The following is a 19,175-nucleotide window of genomic DNA, read 5'->3' as shown; positions in this document are numbered from 1 at the left end:
GCCGGCTGCGCCCGCTGGTCTCTTCCACGGCGGGGGAGACCCTGATGCTTGACATGCTCGCCGTCATCGGCCCGATGTTCCTGGTGATCGGCGTCGGTTTCGCCGCCGGATTCATCCCGCGCTTTCGCAGCGGGCAGGACCACCTCAACGGCTTCCTGTTCTACTTCGCGCTGCCCACCTTCATCTACACCGCGATGATCACCGCCCCGCCCACCGCCGGCTTCCCGCTGCTCGCGGTGGTCATCGTCGCCGTCGTGACCCCGCTGGTCTCCATCGCCCTGTACTACGGCAGTCGCCTCTTCGGCGTCCGCGGCCACGAGGGCGCCGCGGCGACCTCGCTGGCCGGCAGCTTCGGCAACGTCGGGTACTTCGGAATCCCGGTGTCGATCAGCGTGCTGGGCCCCGAAGCCGGCCTGGCCGCCGGGATCGTGCACATGATGCACAACCTGATCTACCTCAACGGCTACCCGCTGGTCCGCACCGTCGTAGCTTCCCGTGCCGCGCAGACCGGGGACGCGCAGACCGGGGATGCGCAGGCCGGGCACGCGGAGCGGGCCGGCGGCATCGGGCACCTGCTTCGCACGCAGATCGGGCCGATCCTGAAGCGGGCGCTGCTGCTGAACCCGGTGTTCATCGCCATGGCGCTGGCGCTGCTGGTGGTCTTCAGCCCGCTGAGCCTGCCCGCGCCGATCAACGAATCGGCGAGCCTGCTCGGGCAGACGGCGGTCCCGCTGGCGCTGTTCTGCGTCGGCCTGGCGCTGCACCCGGCGATCGAGGGGATCCGCAGCGGGGGAGTGCCCAAGCGTCTGATCGGACTGGGCACGGTGGGCAAGATCCTGGTGCTGCCGGTGCTGACCTGGCTGGCGGTGCTGCCCTTCTATGACCAGCTGGGACCGATCTGGGCGGGCACGCTGATCATCATCGCCGCGATGCCGTCGTCCACCACGGTCTATGTCTTCGCTCAGCAGTACGAGGGCGACGGCCGGCTGGCCGCCTCGATCCTGGTGACCAGCACGCTGGCCTGCCTGATCACGCTCCCGCTGCTGGCAGAGCTGCTGCTCTGATCTTCCCCGCGTCGATCTCGTAGACGCTGCCCACATGGCGCAGCACCGCGCTGCGGTGGGCGATCATGATCACCGTCGCGTCGGTGGCCTCAGGCATCCGGCGCAGGATCTCGGCCTGGGTGAGCGGATCCTGGGCCGAGGTGATCTCGTCGAGGATCAGCACCGGGCTGCCCCGCAGATACCCGCGAGCAAGCGCCAGCCGCTGTGACTGACCCCCGGAGAGCCGGGCGCCCTCGCTGCCAAGCTGCGTGTCCAGACCTTCCGGCATCGCCTCGATATCGGCGGACAAGCAGGCGGAACGGCAGGCGGCAAGGATCTGCTCCTCGGTGGCCGCCGGGCTGCCCAGCAGCAGGTTCTCCCGGATGGTGCCGCTGATCATCACCGGGCGCTGCTCCACCACGGTGATGTTCGCGCGCAGCGCGGCCAGCTCGAGATCACGCACATCGGTGCCCCCGAGCCGCACCTCACCGGCCTGCGGGTCCCAGACTCGGGTCAGCAGCGAGGCCAGCGTGGACTTTCCCGACCCGCTCACCCCGACGACGGCGGCCACCTGCCCGGCTTCGACGTGAAGCTCCACGTCGCGCAGCACCTCTCGCTCGGTGCCGGGGTAGCCGAAGCTGACCCCGTGGAAGGACACCGAGGCGGCGCCGTCGCGCTCGGTGCTCACCGCGACGGGGTGGGTGGGCTCGGCGACCTCGCGCGTGCTCTCCTCGAGCTCGCGCAGGTTCGCCGCGGAGGCCAGCGCCGCAGGCAGCGAGATGCCCAGCGCCTCGATCGCGGCGAGCGCGGGGGCGGTGCCGGGCACCAGGGCCAGCACCAGCAGCAGCTCGGTGTAGCCGATCACGCCCTCCTGGGCCTGGGGCAGTCCCAGCAGCAGCAGGATGAACAGTGCGAGCACCTGCCAACCCTGACCGGCAGCCGCGCGCAGTCCCTGCAGCACCGAGGCGCCGCGGGAGCCTTCCCCGATCTGGGCGCCGATGTGGTCCACCCGCTGAGCCCGCTGTTCCTGGGCGCCGAAGATCGTGATCTCCTGAGCCCCGCGGAGGTCGTCGCTGATCTCCTGGGCCAGGGCGCCCCGCGCACGCACCTGAGCGGTGCTGTTGGCGCGTCCGCCGCGGCGACCGATGCCGATCAGCGCGGCAGCGGCCACCAGGTAGATCAGCAGCAGCCCGAGTCCCAGCGCTGCGCCGGTCAGGTTCCAGGTGAGCACGACGGCGGCGGCGGGGATCAGCACCGCAGTCACCACCGGGGCCAGGGTGTGCGCGAAGAAGACCTCCACCCGGTCCACGTCACGCGTGGCGGCTGAGAGCAGCCGGCCGCTCCCGCGGGAGGCGGTCACCGCCGGGGCCAGCGGGATCAGCTTCTCGTAGAGCCTGACCCGCAGCTGCTCGAGCAGCGCGAAGGCCGCGGTGTGCCCGGAGAGCTGCTCGGCGTAACGGGTCAGGCCTTTGGCCGCGGCCAGGGCGATCATGACCGCGACGACGGTCCCCAGCTGCGGGATGTCCTGGCCGTCGGCGAGGCGTCCCACCAGCCAGGCCGGATAGACCAGCAGAGCGGCGCCGCAGAGCAGGGTCAGCGTCCGGGCGAGGGCCGAGAGCGCGAGCAGCCCGGCGGATCCCTTGGCCAGCGTCAGCAGATGCATGATCATCGGTCTTCACCTTCTCCTGCAGTGGCCTGCGCGTAGTAGCCCTCCTCGGCGAGGAGCTCCTCTGGGGTGCCCAGCGCCGCGGTGCGTCCGGCTTCAAGGACCAGGACCTGATCGGCCCAGCGGGTGGTGGCCAGCCGGTGGGCGATGATGATCAGCGTGTGGTCTCCGGCGAGGCTGCGCAGCGATTCGTCGACCAGTTGTTCGGCGCGCCGGTCCAGGTCAGCGGTGGGCTCGTCGAGGATCAGCAGCTTGGCCCCGGAGAGCAGCGCGCGGGCGATCGCGAGTCGGCGGATCTGTCCACCGGAGAGCGAAGCGCCGTCCTCACCGACCTGGGTGGCCAGTCCTCTGGGCTTTGCGGCGATCTCCGCGTCGAGGCGCGCCTGGGCGAGGACCTCCCAGAGCTGGCGATCGGTGGCGTCGGGACGGGCGAGGCGGAGGTTCTCCGCCACGGTGCCGGAGAAGATGAACGGCTTCTGCGGCACGGTCACCGCCGCCTGCTGCAGCGCCGCAGAATCGGCCGGCTGACCCTCGAGCAGCAGCTGACCGGCCGCCGTCGGGATCAGGCCCTGCAGCACCGCGGCCAGGGTGGACTTGCCGGCTCCGGAGGGACCGACGACGGCGACGGCGGCGCCGCGCGGGACGCTCAGCGTGACTCCGCGCAGGACGCTGCTGCCACCGCGGTCCACGCCGAGATCCTTCAGGCGCAGCAGTTCGACGGCCTCCGCCGCAGGTTGTGCACGCGCAGCTTCCGACGGGGCCTCAGCGACCGTCGTCGGGGTCGTCAGCGTCTGGGTGAACAGTCCCTGCTGGGTCCGTCCGGCCATCGCGACGTAGAAGGAGCGGCCGAGCTTGTCGATGGGTTCGTAGAGCAGCGTGGCGAGCAGCACCACGGCGAGGAATCCGCCGGCGGTGATCGCACCGACGTCGAATCGCCACAGGGCCAGCCCGACCGCGGCGGTGATCATCACCAGCGAGAAGAGCGCGTCATTGACCAGGATCATCAGCTGGCTGCGCTTGAGCAGCGTCACCGCCTGGACCCGCAGGGCAGCGGCGGCCTCGGCCACGCTGCGCCGGCCGGCGTCTTCAGCGCCCAGCAGCACCAGCCCGCCGAGGGAGCGCAGCACCTCCTGGAACTTCGCGGTGGCCTGTCCGGCGAGGCGCCGGTAGGCGGCGGTGGGGCCGCGGAAGCGCGCCAGGAAGAACCGCACCAGCACCGGGACCAGCAGCACCAGGACCAGCAGCACGACGGCGATCACCGGGTCCACGAAGATGCCCAGCATCAGCAGCACCAGGGCCGGGGCGGTGAACGCCGCCAGCGCCGGCCCCAGGAACTCCGCACGGTATTCCGCGATGCGTTCCACCCCGCCGGTGAGCAGCTCAGCCTCACCCGTGCCCGGGCGGCCGCCGCCAGGGCGCCCACCGGGACCGCCGCCGCCGGGGCCAACAGGTGGCCCTGACGGAGCGGCCGGGTCACGGCCCAGCGCGGCCCGGATCCCGCTGGCCCGCCAGCGCTGTTCCTCGACCGCGCGCAAGCGAGGCGGCACGGCGGCGGCGATTCCGGCGCAGATGACCGCAGCGGCGCCGGCGATCGCGCCGAGGACCAGCGCACCGGTGGGGTCCGTCTCGCCGAGCGCCGCATCCAGGACCTGGCCCAGGGCGAGGAACAGCGTGGCGAGCGCGATCGTGCGGATCCATTGCAGCGCGGCAGCGATCCACGCGCGGGGAGGCATATCTTGCAGAAGCACGCCTCAGATCATTCCAGGTTCAGCGGACCCCCGTGGGCCAGTGCAACATTTGCGAAGCGCCGTCCGATGCGCTGATCGAGCTGCCGTGATGCAGCCACCGGGTCACGCCCCCGGCCGGGACAGCAGTCAGCGCGGCGTCGGACTCCATCGCGATCAGCTCGGAGGCCTCGGTGCGGAGGTCCAGGTGAACGCCGCTGGGCTCCGCGGACACGCGCTCGACACCGATCTGCGCCGACCGGTGCCGCGGATGACCTGATCTGGCTGAACAGGACCAATCGGCTGACCGGGGCTGTTCAACTTCTGTTAACCTTCCTGCTCGAGTGTGTGCGCAGATGACTGAGCACCCAGAGGACGACGCCGGCCCCGCCGTCTCCCGACACCCCGGCACCGTGGCAGAGGTGTTCCTGGTCTTCCTGCGCCTGGGGCTGACCTCCTTCGGCGGGCCCGTGGCCCACCTGGCATATTTCCGCGAGGCCTTCGTCACCCGACGCCGCTGGCTCACCGAGAAGGCCTACGCCGACCTGGTGGGGCTGTGTCAGTTCCTGCCCGGCCCGGCGTCGAGCCAGGTCGGCATGGCGCTGGGCCTGCAGCGCGCCGGCTACCCCGGGATGATGGCGGCCTGGTTCGCATTCACCATGCCCTCGGTGGTGCTGCTGGTGGCGTTCGCACTGGGGGTCCAACACGCCGGGGACCTCACCGAGGCCGGCTGGATCGACGGACTCAAGGCCGCCGCGGTGGCCGTGGTGGCCCACGCGGTGCTCTCGATGGCCAAGGCGCTGACCCCGGACGCTCCGCGGGCATCCATCGCGGCGGCCGCGATGGTGCTGGTCCTGCTGGTGCCGAATCCCTTCATCCAGGTCGTTGCGATTCTCGCCGCCGGGGTCATCGGGGCCCTCTGGCTGCGCCCCCCGGAGACCGGACCGAAGCCCGAGGACGCGTTCACCGTGCGGGTCTCCCGACGTGCCTCCTGGACCGCGGGTGCGCTCTTCGCCGCGCTGCTGGCGGGCCTGCCGATCCTCGCCGCCGCCAGCGGCACCGGATTGGCGGCCATGGTCGACTCCTTCTACCGAGCCGGGGCGCTGGTCTTCGGCGGCGGCCATGTGGTGCTGCCGCTGCTGCAGGCCGAGACCGTCCCCGCCCTGGTGGACCCCGAGGTATTCCTGGCCGGCTACGGGGCCGCGCAGGCAGTCCCCGGCCCGCTGTTCACCTTCGCCGGCTTCCTCGGCGCCTCCAGCACCGGCACGCCCACCGGCCTCGCCGGCGCCGCCGTCGCGGTCCTGGCCATCTTTGCGCCCGCCGCGCTGCTGGTCATCGCGGCGCTGCCATTCTGGGAGCGGCTGCGCAGCAACACGTCCGCGCAGAAGGCGCTGATGGGGGTCAACGCCGGAGTGGTCGGCATCCTGGCCGCCGCGCTCTACACCCCGGTCTTCACCGCTGGGGTGCTCGAGGTGGGAATCGAGGCGCTGGTGCTCGCTGTCCTGGCCTTCGTAGCGCTGAACAGCTGGCGGATCCCGGCCTGGGCCGTGGTGCTCGCCGCGGGCCTGCTCGGCTGGGTGCTGCTCTGAGACCCGGCTGACGGGAACCTGGATGTAGAGCAAAAGCGCAGGACCGAGAGGTACAGTTCTGAGGTACTTGACTGCTATGGCGAGGAGGACCCTGCCGCATGCTGAGCTCCCAAGCTCGCGGGCTGAGTCGTCTCTATGCCCTCGACGTGGCGCGCGCCGCCGCCGTCTTCGGCATGATCATCGTCAATGTCGGTCCCTACAACACCGACGGATGGGCCTCCTGGATCGTACGGGCCCTCAATGGTCGCGCCTCCATCCTCTTCGTGGTGCTCGCCGGGATCGGCGTGACCTTTCTGGCGCGCCGCTCGCTGACCAAGGGCATCACCCGGCGCAGCACGCTGCTCTGGCGGGGCCTGCTGCTGCTGGCACTGGGCCTGGGACTGCAGACCCTCGAGCACGGGGTCAACGTCATCCTCACCACCTACGCGGCGCTGTTCTTCCTGGCGGCGTTCATGGTCAAGATGTCCACCCGCTGGCTGTTCTGGTCCGCGACCGCCTCTGCGCTGCTGGGACCGGTGCTCTGGATCCTCGCGCGGCAGACCACGCACTTCCACATCGAACCCGCCCAGATCGGGGACTCTCCATTCCAGATCATCGGCGCGATCCTGGTCTCTGGCCCCTACCCGCTGGTGGTCTGGATCGCTCCGTTCTTCCTCGGGGTCTGGCTGGGCCGGCAGCCGCTGGGCAACGCGAAGCTCCAGTGGCGCCTGGTCTACCTGGGAGCCATCGCCGGGTTCGGCGCCTTCGGAACCTCCGAGGTGCTGGTCCGGGTCCTCGGCGAGCCGGACACCACGCAGGTCGGCTTCGATCGGATGATCTCCGCGGTGGGACATTCGCAGATGCCGCTGTGGCTGATCAGCTCCAGCGGCACCGCGGTCATGCTGCTCGGCATCCTGCTGATCGCGGTGCCTCATTTCAACCAGGGCATCCGGCCGCTCGTCGTGGTCGGGCAGATGCCGCTGACCGCCTACACCGCGCACCTGGTGATCATCGCGCTCTTCATCTACCCCGGACCGCAGAAGCCGCTGGAGGGCTTCTTGATCAGCTGCGCGATCATGCTGGGGCTGATCCTCTTCGCCGTCGTGTGGATGGCCAACTTCCGCTACGGCCCGCTCGAGGCGCTGCTGCGGATGACTCCCGCATTCCTGCGCGTCACCTACCGCCTTCCCGAACGTCACCGCCGCCGGCAGCTCGCGCGCCCCTACCCGCGCCGGGCGAAGCCGGGGGCATCCATGGAACAGAAGCCGACGCCTTCCTGAGGGAGACGAAACATGCAGCCGAAGAACCCCCTGTCGCACCGCGACGCACCGATTGACGTCCACGCACCGCCCCACCTCCTTGAAGCGCCCCACATCGTGCGCCTCCGGACGCTGCGCAGGCGGGCTGCGAAGACCACAGCGCTGCTCGCCGCCTTCGGGCTGCTCGTCGCCTGCGCCACCGAGGAGGAGCCCCCACCGCCGCCCCCGCCGGCGCCCAGCGAGGAGCCGCAGGAGCCCACCAGCACCCCCGAACCGGTGGAGGACACCCTCACCCAGCAGGGAGTCAGCGCCGGGCATCCGCTCGCCGTGGACGCCGCAGAGCAGGTCCTCGCCGACGGCGGCAACTCCGTGGACGCGGCCATCGCCGCCGCCTTCGCCATGTCGGTCGTGGAGCCCTTCGCCTCTGGGCTCGGCGGCGGCGGCTCGGTGGTCATCGCCGGCCAGAACGGTGACCCGCTCTTCTACGACTACCGCGAGATGGTCGGGGTGGACGGGGAGATCCCCGAGACCGGCATCGGCGCACCGGGCTTCGTCGCCGGCATGGGACGCCTGCATCAGGAACACGGCAGCCTGGACTGGGAGCGGCTGCTCCAGCCAGCCCAGCAGCTCGCATCCGAGGGCTTCGAGGTCTATGACTTCCTGGCCAGCCGGATGACCGAGGACCTCGGGCCCGAGGCCATCGAAGGGGTGGAACCCTTCGAGGTCGACGGCGAGGCGCTGGCCAGCGGAGACCAGCTGGTCCAGACCGAACTCGCCAGCACCTTGGAGACCCTCGCCGCGGAGGGCTGGGATTCCTTCTACACCGGCAGCCTCGCCGAGGAGCTGACCCAGGTCGAGGGCATCGATGCGCAGACCCTCGCCGACTACGAGGTCACCGCCTCCGCACCGGTCTCCGGGGAGTTCGGCGACTACGAGGTGCTCGCCGCGGCGCCGGCGCTCCCCGGCCCGGCGCTGGTGCAGCTGCTCCAGATCGCTGAGGCCCAGGGCATCGCCGAGCTGGAACCGGGCTCTGCGGAGTACATCGAGACCCTCTCTGAGGCCTGGCTCGTCGCCGAGGAGACCGTGTTCACCCAGATCGGCGACCCCGCCTTCGTGGAGGTCCCCGTCGAGGAGCTCACCGACTCGGCCGCCAACGCCGAGATCGAGGTCTCCGCCCAATCCGCCGCGCAGGATGCCGCCCAGGACTCGGAGGAGCAGCCTGCCCAGGCTCAGGCGGACGCTCCGCAGGATGCCAACACCACACACATCTCGGTGATCGATGACGAGGGCATCATGGTCTCGATGACCAACACCTTGACGAACTTCTGGGGCGCCGGGGAGGTCAGCGGAGGCTTCTACCTGAACAACCAGCTCAGCCGCTTCGAGGCGGTGGACTCCCCGGCGAACCAGCCAGAGCCCGGCCGCAAGTCGGTGACCTGGTCGATGCCCAGCATCGTCCTCGATGACCAGCAGCGACCCGTGCTGGGCATCGGCACCCCGGGTGGACACCAGATCCTGAACATCATGGGCACCGTGCTCACCCAGTGGGGCCTGCAGGACGCGCCCCTGCAGGAGGCCGTGGACGGGCTGCGCTTCCGCCTCATCGAGGAGGACGAGCTTCTGGTCCTCGACGATGAGCCCGACGAGGAGACCCGGGAGGCCCTGGAAGACCTCGGCTGGGAGCTGCAGGTCTGGCCGGACGAATGGGGCGGCTTCGGCTCGGTCCAGGCGCTCGAGGTCGACTACGAGACCGGCGAGGTCACCGGCGCCGACGATGACCGGCGCGTGGGCAGCCACACCGTCATCGACTGACCTGGGACCTGCCTGCATGATCCGGCCCGCGCCCCGCCGATGAGAGCGGCGGAGGGGAGCGGCGCGGGCCGATTAGCATGGAACCATGAGTCTCCCGTCACCGCGCAGCATCCCCAACATCCTCTCGATCGCCGGAACCGATCCCACCGGCGGCGCCGGCATCCAGGCGGACCTGAAGAGCTTTGCGGCGCACCGTGGATACGGCATGTGCGTGGTGACTGCGCTGGTGGCACAGAACACCCAGGGGGTGCGCGGCATCCACCTGCCCCCGGCGAGCTTCCTGCGCGCACAGCTGGATGCCGTCTCCGATGACGTGGCGCTGGACGCGATCAAGATAGGGATGCTCGGCACCGAGGAGATCATCACCACGGTGGCCGAGTGGCTGGACGCGCTGGGGCTCAGCGGTGATCACGACGACGCCGGGATCCGACCCGTGCTGGTGCTCGACCCGGTCATGGTCGCCACCTCCGGGGACCGGCTCCTCGACGCCGCCGCGGAGTCGGCGCTGATCAACTTCCTGCACCGGGCGGACCTGATCACCCCCAACGTGCCCGAACTCGCGCTGCTGGCCGGGACCGAGCCGGCGACCGACCCCGCGGGGCTCATCTCTCAGGCGCGCACCGTGGCGGATGCACATCAGGTGGTGGTCCTCGCCAAGGGTGGACATCTCGACGACGCCTCGGCGAAGGAGTTCGTCGTCGACACCCTGGTCTACCCCGAGCAGTCAGGAGCGCGTCAGGAGGAGGAGCAGTTCCTCTCGCCGCGGATCCACACGCAGAACACCCACGGGACCGGTTGCTCGGTCTCCGCGGCGCTGGCGACTCTCGCCGCCCGCGGCCACAGCTGGTCGACCGCGCTGCCGGTGGTCAAGGACTGGATGACGGCCGCGCTCCAGGACTCTGAACGCCTCGACGTCGGCAAGGGTCACGGCCCGATCCAGCACTTCGCGCAGCTCTGGCGCTGAGCTTCCAGCGCGTACCTGCCGGCGTCGGGCTGGCGCAGATGCCTCAGCCCTGCGGCGTCTCGTGCGGTCCACCGGCGTGCTTGGCGATGTCTTCCCACTTCCAGGTGGTCCCCATCGCGTCATCCGAAGGGAACCAGGCCCCGGTGGTCGCGCGATCACGTGGAGTCGGCCCGGTGGCACCCTGACCCGAGACCGGCGCCTGATCCTTCAGCGCGGTGACCCGGTCCCTGATCGAAGCCATCTGCTGATCCAACGCCGCGGCCTGGACCGCGGCGTCGCGCAGCTCATCGAGGATGTCGTCGGGCACCTCGCCGTCGTAGGTGTAATAGATCTTGTGCTCCAGCGAGGCCCAGAAGTCCATCGCCACGGTGCGGATCTGCACCTCCACGTAGACGAACTCGGTGCGGTTGGAGAGGAAGACCGGCACCTGCACGATCACATGCAGGCTCTGGTACCCGTTGACCTTGGGCGTGCGGATGTAGTCCTTGACCTCGACGACCCGCAGGTCCGGCTGGCTGCACAGCATCTCCGCGACCCAGTAGGCGTCTGAGACGAAGGAGCAGGTGATCCGGATCCCTGCGATGTCCCGGATGGAGTGCCGGATGCTCTCCAGGGTGGGTTCACAGCCATAGCGCTGCACCTTGTCCAGGATCCGGTCCAGGGATTTCAGCCGGTAGTTCACATGCTCGATGGGGGAGTAGTCGCGGGTGTGTTCGAACTCCTCGCGCAGCACGTTGATCTTGGTGAGCACCTCATCCATGCCGAACTTATAGTGCAGCTGGAACTCGGTGAGCTGCCGCCGGATGTCCACCATCCGCACCGCCACGCCGTCACCCTCCTCTCCGGCGCTGCTGTGCAGCTCCGAGAGCAGCGCTCGGTAGACATCGGACTCGCTGCGCTGCGCCTTCTTCGCCAGCGGCGCCTGCTGGGCCAGGTCCTTGCCGGGCGGGACGCGGACCCCGGCGCTCAGCGAGACTCGGTCAGGGGCATCGACGGGCAGGAAATGGCTGTCAGTGGCAGGAGCGCGTCCAGCGGACATGGGGGAAGTTCTCCTAGGGGGTTTCAGGGGTTCACAGCGCGGGGCTGGGAGACGACGGTCACGGGACCGGTGATTCTGATTCTCGACCCTAGGTGCACTCTCTGTGAAGTCCCTCTACGGAATCGTTGTGATCGCCCAGACAGCTTCCGCCGACAGCCGCGAAGCCGCGATACTCTGCAGGACCCATGTTTGGGCGGTATTGCTCGTCGATGGGATCCTGGATGAGACCCCAACCACAACATCTGGTGAATGATCGAGGGCACAGACGCAACATCTTCCGATTTCACGGTCCAGACACGCCGAGACACGCGGTGGTTCAAGAAACTTCTTCTCGGGAGTATCGAACTCCACAGCTGTGGAGGAAGAGCGGGTGAGGGCGCCGCTTCCGCGCCATTCCAGGGGAGTCATGGTCCACAGGTCCTGTGGACAGTCGGTGGAGAACTACACGGGTGCAAGTACATCATCTAGTGCCTGCTGATATCGCCGAACCCAAGATGTAGTATTGAGGCATAGCCAAAACGTCACGTTTGAATCGGGGAGCCCATGTCTGTCACTGTCTACACCAAGCCCGCCTGCGTCCAGTGCAACGCCACTTACCGCGCCCTGGACAAGAACGGCGTGACCTACGAGACCGTCGACATCACCCAGGATGCCGAGGCCCTCGAGCGGCTGCGCGGCCTGGGCTACATGCAGGCACCCGTGGTCATCACCGAGTCCGACCACTGGTCCGGATTCCGTCCCGACAAGATCTCCGAGCTGACCGTTCAGCACGCTGCGATCAGCTCGGTCGCCTGATGCAGCCGTGAGCACCTCGGCGAGGCTGATCTACTTCTCCTCGGTGTCGAACAACACGCACCGATTCGTGGAGAAGCTTCAGCGCGGGGCAGGGGAGGTTGCGAGGCTTCCGCTGCTCACCAGAGATGAGACCCTCGAGGCGGAACAGCCCTTCGTCCTGGTCCTTCCCTCATATGGGGCCGACGCCGGCGAAGGCTCGGTGCCGAAGCAGGTCATCAAGTTCCTCAATGTTGAATCCAACAGGAACCTCCTGCGCGGAGTGATCGGCGCGGGCAACACGAATTTTCATGAGAGCTACTGCATCGCAGGCGACATCGTCGCCGCCAAGTGCGGAGTCCCTCATCTATACAGATTTGAACTGATGGGCACACCAGAAGACGTGGCCACGGTCGAGATGGGATTGGAAGAGTTTTGGAAACAGCAACCAAGCCGCTGAACGCGGCGAGCACCGCACAGACCCAGCACGGCAGGGACTCCATGGACGCACCGCTGGCCAAAGTCATGCCCGCCCAGTGGCAGGGACTGAGCTATCACGAGCTCAACGCCATGCTCAACCTCTACGGCCCCGACGGCGAGATCCAGTTCGAGGCGGATCAGCTCGCGGCCCGCCAGTACTTCCTGGACCATGTGAACACCAACACGGTCTTCTTCCACAACCTGGAGGAGAAGCTGGGCTACCTGGTCGAGAACGACTACTACGAGCCCGAGACCCTGGAGCAGTACTCCAAGGAGTTCACCAGGGCCATCTTCGACCGCGCCTACGCCGCGAAGTTCAGGTTCCCCACCTTCCTGGGCGCCTTCAAGTTCTACACCTCCTACGCGCTGAAGACCTTCGACGGTGACCGCTACCTGGAGCGCTACGAGGACCGCGTGACCATGGTCGCGCTGCACCTGGCCCGCGGCGACGAGCAGCTGGCGAACAAGATGGTCGACGAGATGATCTCCGGCCGCTTCCAGCCCGCGACCCCGACCTTCCTGAACTCAGGCAAGAAGCAGCGCGGTGAGCTGGTCTCCTGCTTCCTGCTGCGCATCGAGGACAACATGGAGTCCATCGCCCGCGCCATCAACTCCTCCCTCCAGCTCTCCAAGCGCGGGGGAGGCGTGGCCCTGTCGCTGACCAACATCCGCGAGAACGGCGCCCCGATCAAGCACATCCAGAACCAGTCCTCCGGTGTGATCCCGGTGATGAAGCTTCTGGAAGACTCCTTCTCCTACGCCAACCAGCTCGGCGCACGCCAGGGCGCCGGCGCGGTCTACCTCAACGCCCACCACCCCGACATCTTCCGCTTCCTCGACACCAAGCGGGAGAACGCAGACGAGAAGATCCGGATCAAGACCCTCTCGCTCGGCGTCGTCGTCCCGGACATCACCTTCGAGCTCGCCAAGAAGAACGAGCCGATGTACCTGTTCAGCCCCTATGACGTCCAGCGCGTCTACGGGAAGGCGTTCAGCGAGATCTCGGTGACCGAGAAGTATCACGAGATGGTCGACGATGCGCGGATCCGCAAGACCAAGATCAACGCTCGCGAGTTCTTCCAGACCCTGGCCGAGATCCAGTTCGAGTCCGGCTACCCGTATGTGATGTTCGAAGACACCGTGAACCGGGCGAACCCGATCGCCGGACGGATCTCCATGTCCAACCTGTGCTCGGAGATCCTCCAGGTCTCAGAGCCCAGCGAGTACGCCGACGACCTGAGCTACTCGGAGATCGGCAAGGACATCTCCTGCAACCTTGGCTCGATGAACATCGCCAAGGCGATGGACTCACCGGACTTCGGGCAGACCATCGAGACGGCGATCCGCACCCTGACCGCGGTCTCGGACATGTCCTACATCAACTCGGTCCCCTCCATCGCTGAGGGCAACCGGCGCTCCCACGCGATCGGTCTGGGGCAGATGAACCTGCACGGCTACCTGGCGCGGGAACGCGTCTACTACGGGTCCGAAGAGGGCATCGACTTCACCAACATCTACTTCTACACGGTGCTCTATCACGCCCTGCGCTCCTCGAACCAGCTCGCGATCGAGAGCGGCCAGAGCTTCGACGGCTTCGAGAACTCCCAGTACGCCACCGGTGAGTTCTTCGAGAAGTACACCGAACAGCTCTGGGCGCCGGCGACCGAGAAGGTCCGCACCCTGTTCGGCCACGTGGCCATCCCGACCCAGGCCGACTGGCTGGAGCTCAAGGCCTCGGTCATGGCCCACGGCATCTACAACCAGAACCTGCAGGCGGTGCCGCCCACCGGTTCCATCTCCTACATCAACAACTCGACCTCTTCGATCCACCCGGTGGCCTCGAAGATCGAGATCCGCAAAGAGGGCAAGCTCGGGCGCGTCTACTACCCGGCGCCCTACCTGACCAATGACAACCTGGAGTACTACCAGGATGCCTATGAGATCGGGTACGAGAAGATCATCGACACCTACGCCGCTGCGACCCAGCACGTGGACCAGGGCCTGTCCCTGACGCTGTTCTTCAAGGACACCGCCAGCACCCGCGACATCAACAAGGCGCAGATCTACGCATGGCGCAAGGGCATCAAGACGCTCTACTACATCCGCCTGCGCCAGCTTGCGCTCGAGGGCACGGAGGTCGACGGCTGCGTCTCCTGCATGCTGTGACCCTCGCGCCCACCGGGGCTGTGATCATCACGGCCCGTCCCGGAACTCCACGCTTCTTCTAGAAAGAGACCCCTGACGTTGACACCATCTAAAGCGCTCCTCGAGCACGTCGAGGCGATCAACTGGAACCGCCTCGAAGACGAGAAGGACAGCGAAGTCTGGAACCGCCTGGTCAACAACTTCTGGCTGCCGGAGAAGATCCCGCTGTCCAACGACGTCCAGTCCTGGGCGACGCTGACCGAAGAGGAGAAGACCCTCACCATGCGGGTCTTCACCGGGCTGACCCTGCTGGACACCATCCAGGGCACCGTGGGTGCGGTGGCGCTGATCCCGCACGCACTGACCCAGCACGAGGAGGCGGTGATGACCAACATCTCCTTCATGGAGTCGGTCCACGCCAAGTCCTACTCACAGATCTTCTCCACGCTGTGCTCCACCAAGGAGATCGACGAGGCCTTCCGCTGGTCCAAGGAGAACGCGAACCTGCAGCGCAAGGCGCAGATCGTGATGGACTACTACCACGGCGATGACGGGCTGAAGAAGCGGGTGGCCTCCACCATCTTGGAGTCCTTCCTCTTCTATTCCGGGTTCTACCTGCCCATGCACTGGTCCTCACGCGCCAAGCTGACCAACACCGCAGACATCATCCGGCTGATCATCCGCGACGAGGCCGTGCACGGGTACTACATCGGCTATAAGTACCAGCGGGCGCTGGAGCGCGAGACTCCGGAGCGCCAGCAGGAGCTCAAGGACTACACCTACGAGCTCATGTACGAGCTCTACGAGAACGAGCTGCAGTACACCCACGACCTCTACGACGGCGTGGGCCTCAGCGAGGATGTGAAGAAGTTCCTGCATTACAACGCCAACAAGGCCCTGATGAACCTGGGCTATGAGGCGATGTTCCCCAAGGAGCTCACCGACGTGAACCCCGCGATCCTCTCCGCGCTGAGCCCGAACGCCGATGAGAATCACGACTTCTTCTCCGGCTCTGGGTCCTCCTACGTGATCGGCAAGGCCGAGGAGACCGAAGACGACGACTGGGACTTCTGATCCGCCCACCGGCTGACAGATCTCGCCAGACACACATCGCATGACAGACACAGGGCCGCTCCAGGTCTACCGACAGCGCGCAAGCCACGGCGCCGAGGCCGACCTCGAGCTGGCCCTGACTCTGCTGCAGCGCACCCGCGCCGCGAAGGCCCTCCGCATCCGGGACTCTCAGAGCGACGGCGGGATCGCACCGTTGTTGCGGCTCTACCGTCCAGAACCCACGGTGGCCTTCGGACAGCGCGACCAGCGGCTGCCGGGATTCGCCGCGGCTGCCCAGGGCTGCCGCGAGGAGGGCTTCACTCCTCTGGTCCGTCGGGCCGGGGGTCGTGCGGCGGCCTATCATCCGGGTTCCCTGGTCATCGACCACATCGAGCCGGACCCCGATCCGATCCGTGCATCCCAGACCCGGTTCACCGAGTTCGGCGAGCTTCTGCGCGAAGCACTGGAGACGGCGGGGGTCTCGGCCCGCCTGGGACCCATCCCCGGCGAATACTGCCCGGGCGACCATTCGATCCACGGCATCTCGCGGGTGGATCCTGACCTCAGGATCAAGCTCATCGGGACCGCCCAGCGGGTCATCAGCTCGGGCTGGCTCTTCTCCTCCTCGATCATCGTCGAGGACGGAGCATCGATTCGTCGGGTGCTGTCCCGCGCCTATGCGGCTCTGGGGCTTCCCTGGGACCCGCTGACCGCCGGTGCGATCACCGATCTCGGTGTGGACACCACCGTGGAGAACATCGAAGCCGCGGTGCTTCAGGTCTACCGCCGGCACTGGGCGCTGGAAGAGATCGACGAACCCTCGCCGACCCCTCCCAGCGTCAGTGCGCGCCGTTGATCAGTGCCCGCAGCTGATCACTCCCTGCGGCTGATCACCCTCCGCGTCCGATCACTCTCCGCGTCCGATCACTCTCCGCGATCGATCCATTCCTGCAGCTGCGGCGACTCGGCACCGATGGAGGTCGACGGGCCGTGCCCGGTGTTGACCACCGTCTCGGCCGGCAGCTCCTGGAACAGTCGAGTCCGGATCGACTCGATGATCGTCTCGAAGCTGGAGTAGGACCGACCGGTGGCGCCGGGACCGCCGGAGAACAGCGTGTCTCCGGAGAACAGCACCGGTTGTGTTGCGCCGTCGGGGCTGGTCAGCGCCTCGGAGTAGAAGCAGGTGGACCCGGGGGAGTGGCCCGGGGTGTGGATCGCCACCAGGGTGGCGTCTCCCACGGTGAACACGTCGCCATCGCCGATGTGCACATCCGGCACGGTGCCCCCATGCACGGAGTCCCAGAGCATCTGATCCTCCGGGTTCAGATGGATCCTGCCGCCCAGGCGCTTCTGCACCTCCAGAGCCTGGCTGATGTGATCGTCATGCCCATGGGTCAGCAGGATCGCGCTCACGGCCCGTTCCCCCACGGCCTTGGCCACGGCGTCGGCGTCGTGGGCGGGATCGATGATGATGACCTCGTTCGCATCGCCGATGATCCAGACGTTGTTGTCCACATCCCAGGTTCCGCCGTCGAGCGAGAACGTTCCGGAGGTGACGAGATTCTCGAAGCTGGTGCTCATGGGATTCCTCAATTCTGGGTGGAGGACTGAAGCTCGACGACCGAGCGCAGCACCTCGCCGCGGTTCATCGTGTCGAAGGCTTCCTGGACCTGGTCGAGGCTGACGCGTTCGGTGACGAAGGCGTCGAGGTCGAGGTTGCCGTTGCGGTAGTGGCTCACCAGCATCGGGAAGTCCCGGGAGGGCAGGCAGTCGCCGTACCAGGAGGACTTCAGCGATCCGCCGCGGCCGAAGAAGTCGGCCAGCGGAAGCTCCAGGGTGTGTGAGGGATCGGGAACCCCGACGAGCACCACCCGTCCGGCGAGGTCGCGGGCATAGAACGCCTGCTTATACGTCTCTGGTCGGCCCACGGCGTCGATGACCACATCAGCGCCGAAGCCGCCGGTCAGCTCGCGGATGGTCTCGACCGCGTCGGACTCTTTCGAGTTGATGGTGTGGGTGGCGCCGAGGTCGGCCGCCTTGGCAAGCTTCCGGTCGTCCAGGTCCACGGCGATGATGGTGGTGGCTCCGGCCAGCTTCGCGCCGAGCACCGCGGCGGTGCCGACTCCGCCGGCGCCGATCACAGCGACAGACTCGCCGCGCTTGACCTCGCCGGTGTTGATCGCTGCGCCGATTCCGGCCATGATTCCGCAGCCCAGCAGGCCCACGGCTGCATTGGACTCGGCGGGCAGGTCCTGGATCACGGTGCACTGTCCGGCGGCGACCAGGGTCTTCTCCGCGAAGGCGCCGATTCCCAGCGCGGCCTCCAGCGGGGTGCCGTCGGTGAGCGTCATCTGCTGCTGCGCGTTGTGGGTGTCGAAGCAGTACTTCGGCTCGCCCTTGCGGCAGGCGCGGCACTCGCCGCAGACAGCGCGCCAGTTCAGGATGACGGTGTCACCGACAGTCACATTGGTCACGCCTTCGCCGATCTTTGAGACCCGGCCGGTGGCTTCGTGGCCCAGCAGGTACGGGAAGTTGTCGCCCACCTCGCCCTGCTGGTAGTGCTGATCGGTCTGACACACGCCGCAGGTGAGGACATCGACGACGACCTCACCAGCGATCGGGTCCGGCACGATGATCTGCTCGAGAACGGCGGGGCCGTTCTTCTCTTTGACGACGACGGCACTAACGGTCTGGGGCATTGCCAGCTCCTAAATATCTGCAGGTCACACGTTCGGCGTGTCTTGCACGCCGGTTTCCACGATATCTCAGGAGCCCGACGGTGCTCCTCAGCCGGTGAAGACCTGAGGGAACTGCACGATGATGCTGCCCAGCACCACCAGGTAGATCAGCGCGATGACCACCCACCACCAGTCAGCGGAGAGCTTCTGCAGTCCGGTGCCCGCGGGCAGGGCGCCGGTGGCGATGTTGCGAGCGGTGACGACCACGAACATCGGGATGACCGCTGCCCAGACCACCATGCAGTAGGGGCAGAGCGCGCCGATGACGAACACCGCCTGGGACCACAGCCAGATGCAGAAGATCAGCGCGAAGGTCACGCCGGCCTGCAGCCCCAGCCAGTACCAGCGCGGAAGCGGGACCCGGCTCAGGATGGTCACGGCGACAAGGATCGCCATCGGGAAGCCGATCACGCCCAGGAAGATGTTCGGGAAGCCGAAGCTGGAAGCCTGCCAGGAGTCCATCACGAGCCCGCAGGAGACCCAGGGGTTGATGTCGCAGGCGGTGGTGTAGTCAGCGTCGCGCCAGAGCTGGACGCGCTCATACATCAGCAGCCCGCTGGCCACCGCGGCGATGACCGAGGTCAGCAGCAGCCAGAGGCCCACCGATCGTGTGGAGGCGACGGCGGGACGAATCAGCTGCTCAGTCGGGTAAAGGGCCATGCGGGGATTCTACGCAAGATATCTGGAGGGGTATGCGATACTGAGTTGCATCGGCGAGCGGACCACACCCGCAGACCGAGAAGGCTTGCACGCCATCACCTGGGCCTCAGCGATGCCGCTGTGAGAAACGGTCACAGCAGAGGCCGGGGAGTGATGAGCAGCCACTGGAAGGCCGCGCAGAGCGCGCTCCGAGAATGGGAGCAGCGCCCGGAAAGCCAGTGCAGCTAGGAACATAGGTTTGAGACAACATCAA

Annotated in this window: 17 protein-coding genes; 11 read left to right on the top strand and 6 right to left on the bottom strand. The window is 67.4% G+C overall.

From position 1 onward, the window contains the following. Positions 1-44 precede the first annotated feature (44 nt). Entirely contained in the window at positions 45-1,064 is a 1,020-nt protein-coding gene (locus LSI54_RS08800) for an AEC family transporter (protein ID WP_241478171.1), read from the top strand. Here LSI54_RS08800 and LSI54_RS08795 read toward each other — a convergent pair. Further along, a complete protein-coding gene (locus LSI54_RS08795; RefSeq protein ID WP_241478170.1) occupies positions 1,030-2,712 on the bottom strand; it encodes an amino acid ABC transporter ATP-binding/permease protein in 1,683 nt (560 codons plus the stop codon). The two genes, LSI54_RS08800 and LSI54_RS08795, sit on opposite strands and share 35 nt — an antisense overlap. Further along, positions 2,709-4,457: an ATP-binding cassette domain-containing protein gene (locus LSI54_RS08790; RefSeq protein ID WP_241478169.1), complete on the bottom strand. Its 1,749-nt coding sequence runs from the start codon at positions 4,455-4,457 to the stop codon at positions 2,709-2,711. The genes LSI54_RS08795 and LSI54_RS08790 overlap by 4 nt, the downstream gene beginning before the upstream one ends. A gap of 88 nt (positions 4,458-4,545) precedes the next feature. Between LSI54_RS08790 and LSI54_RS08785 the strand changes: the two genes are divergently transcribed. The 5 genes from LSI54_RS08785 to thiD all read left to right on the top strand — a co-directional run bounded on the left by LSI54_RS08785 (position 4,546) and on the right by thiD (position 10,036). Continuing rightward, positions 4,546-4,713, top strand: a complete 168-nt coding sequence (locus LSI54_RS08785) for a hypothetical protein (protein WP_241476148.1) — start codon at positions 4,546-4,548, stop codon at positions 4,711-4,713. A 76-nt stretch (positions 4,714-4,789) separates the two neighbouring features. Next, positions 4,790-6,022 (top strand): chromate efflux transporter, encoded by a 1,233-nt coding sequence (chrA, locus tag LSI54_RS08780; protein ID WP_241478168.1) that lies wholly within the window; start codon positions 4,790-4,792, stop codon positions 6,020-6,022. 98 nt (positions 6,023-6,120) lie between these two features. Beyond that, positions 6,121-7,281: a DUF418 domain-containing protein gene (locus tag LSI54_RS08775; protein WP_241478167.1), complete on the top strand. Its 1,161-nt coding sequence runs from the start codon at positions 6,121-6,123 to the stop codon at positions 7,279-7,281. Positions 7,282-7,293: 12 nt separating this feature from the next. Continuing rightward, the gene (locus tag LSI54_RS08770; RefSeq protein ID WP_241469420.1) at positions 7,294-9,072 is read left to right on the top strand and encodes a gamma-glutamyltransferase; all 1,779 of its coding nucleotides are present in this window, start codon (positions 7,294-7,296) and stop codon (positions 9,070-9,072) included. 85 nt (positions 9,073-9,157) lie between these two features. Further along, positions 9,158-10,036 (top strand): bifunctional hydroxymethylpyrimidine kinase/phosphomethylpyrimidine kinase, encoded by an 879-nt coding sequence (gene thiD, locus LSI54_RS08765; protein WP_241469417.1) that lies wholly within the window; start codon positions 9,158-9,160, stop codon positions 10,034-10,036. Between the two features lie 43 nt (positions 10,037-10,079). Here the strand turns inward: thiD and LSI54_RS08760 are convergent, their stop codons facing one another. Further along, entirely contained in the window at positions 10,080-11,075 is a 996-nt protein-coding gene (locus LSI54_RS08760) for a GTP pyrophosphokinase (protein WP_241464720.1), read from the bottom strand. Positions 11,076-11,618: 543 nt separating this feature from the next. Between LSI54_RS08760 and nrdH the strand changes: the two genes are divergently transcribed. The 5 genes from nrdH (at position 11,619) to LSI54_RS08735 (ending at position 16,380) form a co-directional block, all read left to right on the top strand. Further along, entirely contained in the window at positions 11,619-11,870 is a 252-nt protein-coding gene (nrdH, locus tag LSI54_RS08755; RefSeq protein WP_241464721.1) for a glutaredoxin-like protein NrdH, read from the top strand. Positions 11,871-11,877: 7 nt separating this feature from the next. After that, positions 11,878-12,306: a class Ib ribonucleoside-diphosphate reductase assembly flavoprotein NrdI gene (gene nrdI, locus LSI54_RS08750; protein WP_241464722.1), complete on the top strand. Its 429-nt coding sequence runs from the start codon at positions 11,878-11,880 to the stop codon at positions 12,304-12,306. Positions 12,307-12,347: 41 nt separating this feature from the next. Next, positions 12,348-14,492, top strand: coding sequence for a class 1b ribonucleoside-diphosphate reductase subunit alpha (nrdE, locus tag LSI54_RS08745; protein ID WP_241465087.1), 2,145 nt, complete (start codon positions 12,348-12,350; stop codon positions 14,490-14,492). Positions 14,493-14,570: 78 nt separating this feature from the next. Continuing rightward, on the top strand, positions 14,571-15,545 hold the full coding sequence (gene nrdF / locus LSI54_RS08740) for a class 1b ribonucleoside-diphosphate reductase subunit beta (protein WP_106123034.1): 975 nt from the start codon (positions 14,571-14,573) through the stop codon (positions 15,543-15,545). A gap of 40 nt (positions 15,546-15,585) precedes the next feature. Beyond that, positions 15,586-16,380 (top strand): lipoate--protein ligase family protein, encoded by a 795-nt coding sequence (locus tag LSI54_RS08735; RefSeq protein WP_241469415.1) that lies wholly within the window; start codon positions 15,586-15,588, stop codon positions 16,378-16,380. Positions 16,381-16,448: 68 nt separating this feature from the next. Here the strand turns inward: LSI54_RS08735 and LSI54_RS08730 are convergent, their stop codons facing one another. The 3 genes from LSI54_RS08730 to LSI54_RS08720 all read right to left on the bottom strand — a co-directional run bounded on the left by LSI54_RS08730 (position 16,449) and on the right by LSI54_RS08720 (position 18,922). After that, positions 16,449-17,105 carry an MBL fold metallo-hydrolase gene (locus LSI54_RS08730; RefSeq protein ID WP_241469413.1) on the bottom strand — a complete coding sequence of 219 codons (657 nt, stop codon included), beginning with the start codon at positions 17,103-17,105 and terminating at the stop codon, positions 16,449-16,451. An 8-nt stretch (positions 17,106-17,113) separates the two neighbouring features. Further along, complete coding sequence (locus tag LSI54_RS08725) at positions 17,114-18,223, bottom strand: S-(hydroxymethyl)mycothiol dehydrogenase (RefSeq protein WP_241469411.1); 1,110 nt, start codon at positions 18,221-18,223, stop codon at positions 17,114-17,116. Positions 18,224-18,310: 87 nt separating this feature from the next. After that, positions 18,311-18,922 (bottom strand): vitamin K epoxide reductase family protein, encoded by a 612-nt coding sequence (locus tag LSI54_RS08720; RefSeq protein WP_241464726.1) that lies wholly within the window; start codon positions 18,920-18,922, stop codon positions 18,311-18,313. Positions 18,923-19,175: the final 253 nt, after the last annotated feature.

The sequence above is a fragment of the Nesterenkonia sp. AY15 genome, from assembly GCF_022565855.1.
Taxonomy (GTDB): Bacteria; Actinomycetota; Actinomycetes; order Actinomycetales; family Micrococcaceae; genus Nesterenkonia.
Note: the sequence above shows the minus strand (reverse complement) of the source record. Positions and strands in the feature narration are given on the sequence as shown.

What these genes read in the sequence shown, in the direction of transcription:
- LSI54_RS08775 (WP_241478167.1), top strand. Translation starts at nt 6,121, where the DNA reads ATGCTGAGCTCCCAAGCTCGCGGGCTGAGTCGTCTCTATGCCCTCGAC.
- LSI54_RS08795 (WP_241478170.1), bottom strand. Translation starts at nt 2,712, where the DNA reads ATGATCATGCATCTGCTGACGCTGGCCAAGGGATCCGCCGGGCTGCTC.
- LSI54_RS08800 (WP_241478171.1), top strand. Translation starts at nt 45, where the DNA reads ATGCTTGACATGCTCGCCGTCATCGGCCCGATGTTCCTGGTGATCGGC.
- nrdE (WP_241465087.1), top strand. Translation starts at nt 12,348, where the DNA reads ATGGACGCACCGCTGGCCAAAGTCATGCCCGCCCAGTGGCAGGGACTG.
- LSI54_RS08770 (WP_241469420.1), top strand. Translation starts at nt 7,294, where the DNA reads ATGCAGCCGAAGAACCCCCTGTCGCACCGCGACGCACCGATTGACGTC.
- thiD (WP_241469417.1), top strand. Translation starts at nt 9,158, where the DNA reads ATGAGTCTCCCGTCACCGCGCAGCATCCCCAACATCCTCTCGATCGCC.
- nrdH (WP_241464721.1), top strand. Translation starts at nt 11,619, where the DNA reads ATGTCTGTCACTGTCTACACCAAGCCCGCCTGCGTCCAGTGCAACGCC.
- LSI54_RS08735 (WP_241469415.1), top strand. Translation starts at nt 15,586, where the DNA reads ATGACAGACACAGGGCCGCTCCAGGTCTACCGACAGCGCGCAAGCCAC.
- LSI54_RS08760 (WP_241464720.1), bottom strand. Translation starts at nt 11,075, where the DNA reads ATGTCCGCTGGACGCGCTCCTGCCACTGACAGCCATTTCCTGCCCGTC.
- LSI54_RS08720 (WP_241464726.1), bottom strand. Translation starts at nt 18,922, where the DNA reads ATGGCCCTTTACCCGACTGAGCAGCTGATTCGTCCCGCCGTCGCCTCC.
- chrA (WP_241478168.1), top strand. Translation starts at nt 4,790, where the DNA reads ATGACTGAGCACCCAGAGGACGACGCCGGCCCCGCCGTCTCCCGACAC.
- LSI54_RS08730 (WP_241469413.1), bottom strand. Translation starts at nt 17,105, where the DNA reads ATGAGCACCAGCTTCGAGAATCTCGTCACCTCCGGAACGTTCTCGCTC.
- LSI54_RS08725 (WP_241469411.1), bottom strand. Translation starts at nt 18,223, where the DNA reads ATGCCCCAGACCGTTAGTGCCGTCGTCGTCAAAGAGAAGAACGGCCCC.
- LSI54_RS08785 (WP_241476148.1), top strand. Translation starts at nt 4,546, where the DNA reads ATGCAGCCACCGGGTCACGCCCCCGGCCGGGACAGCAGTCAGCGCGGC.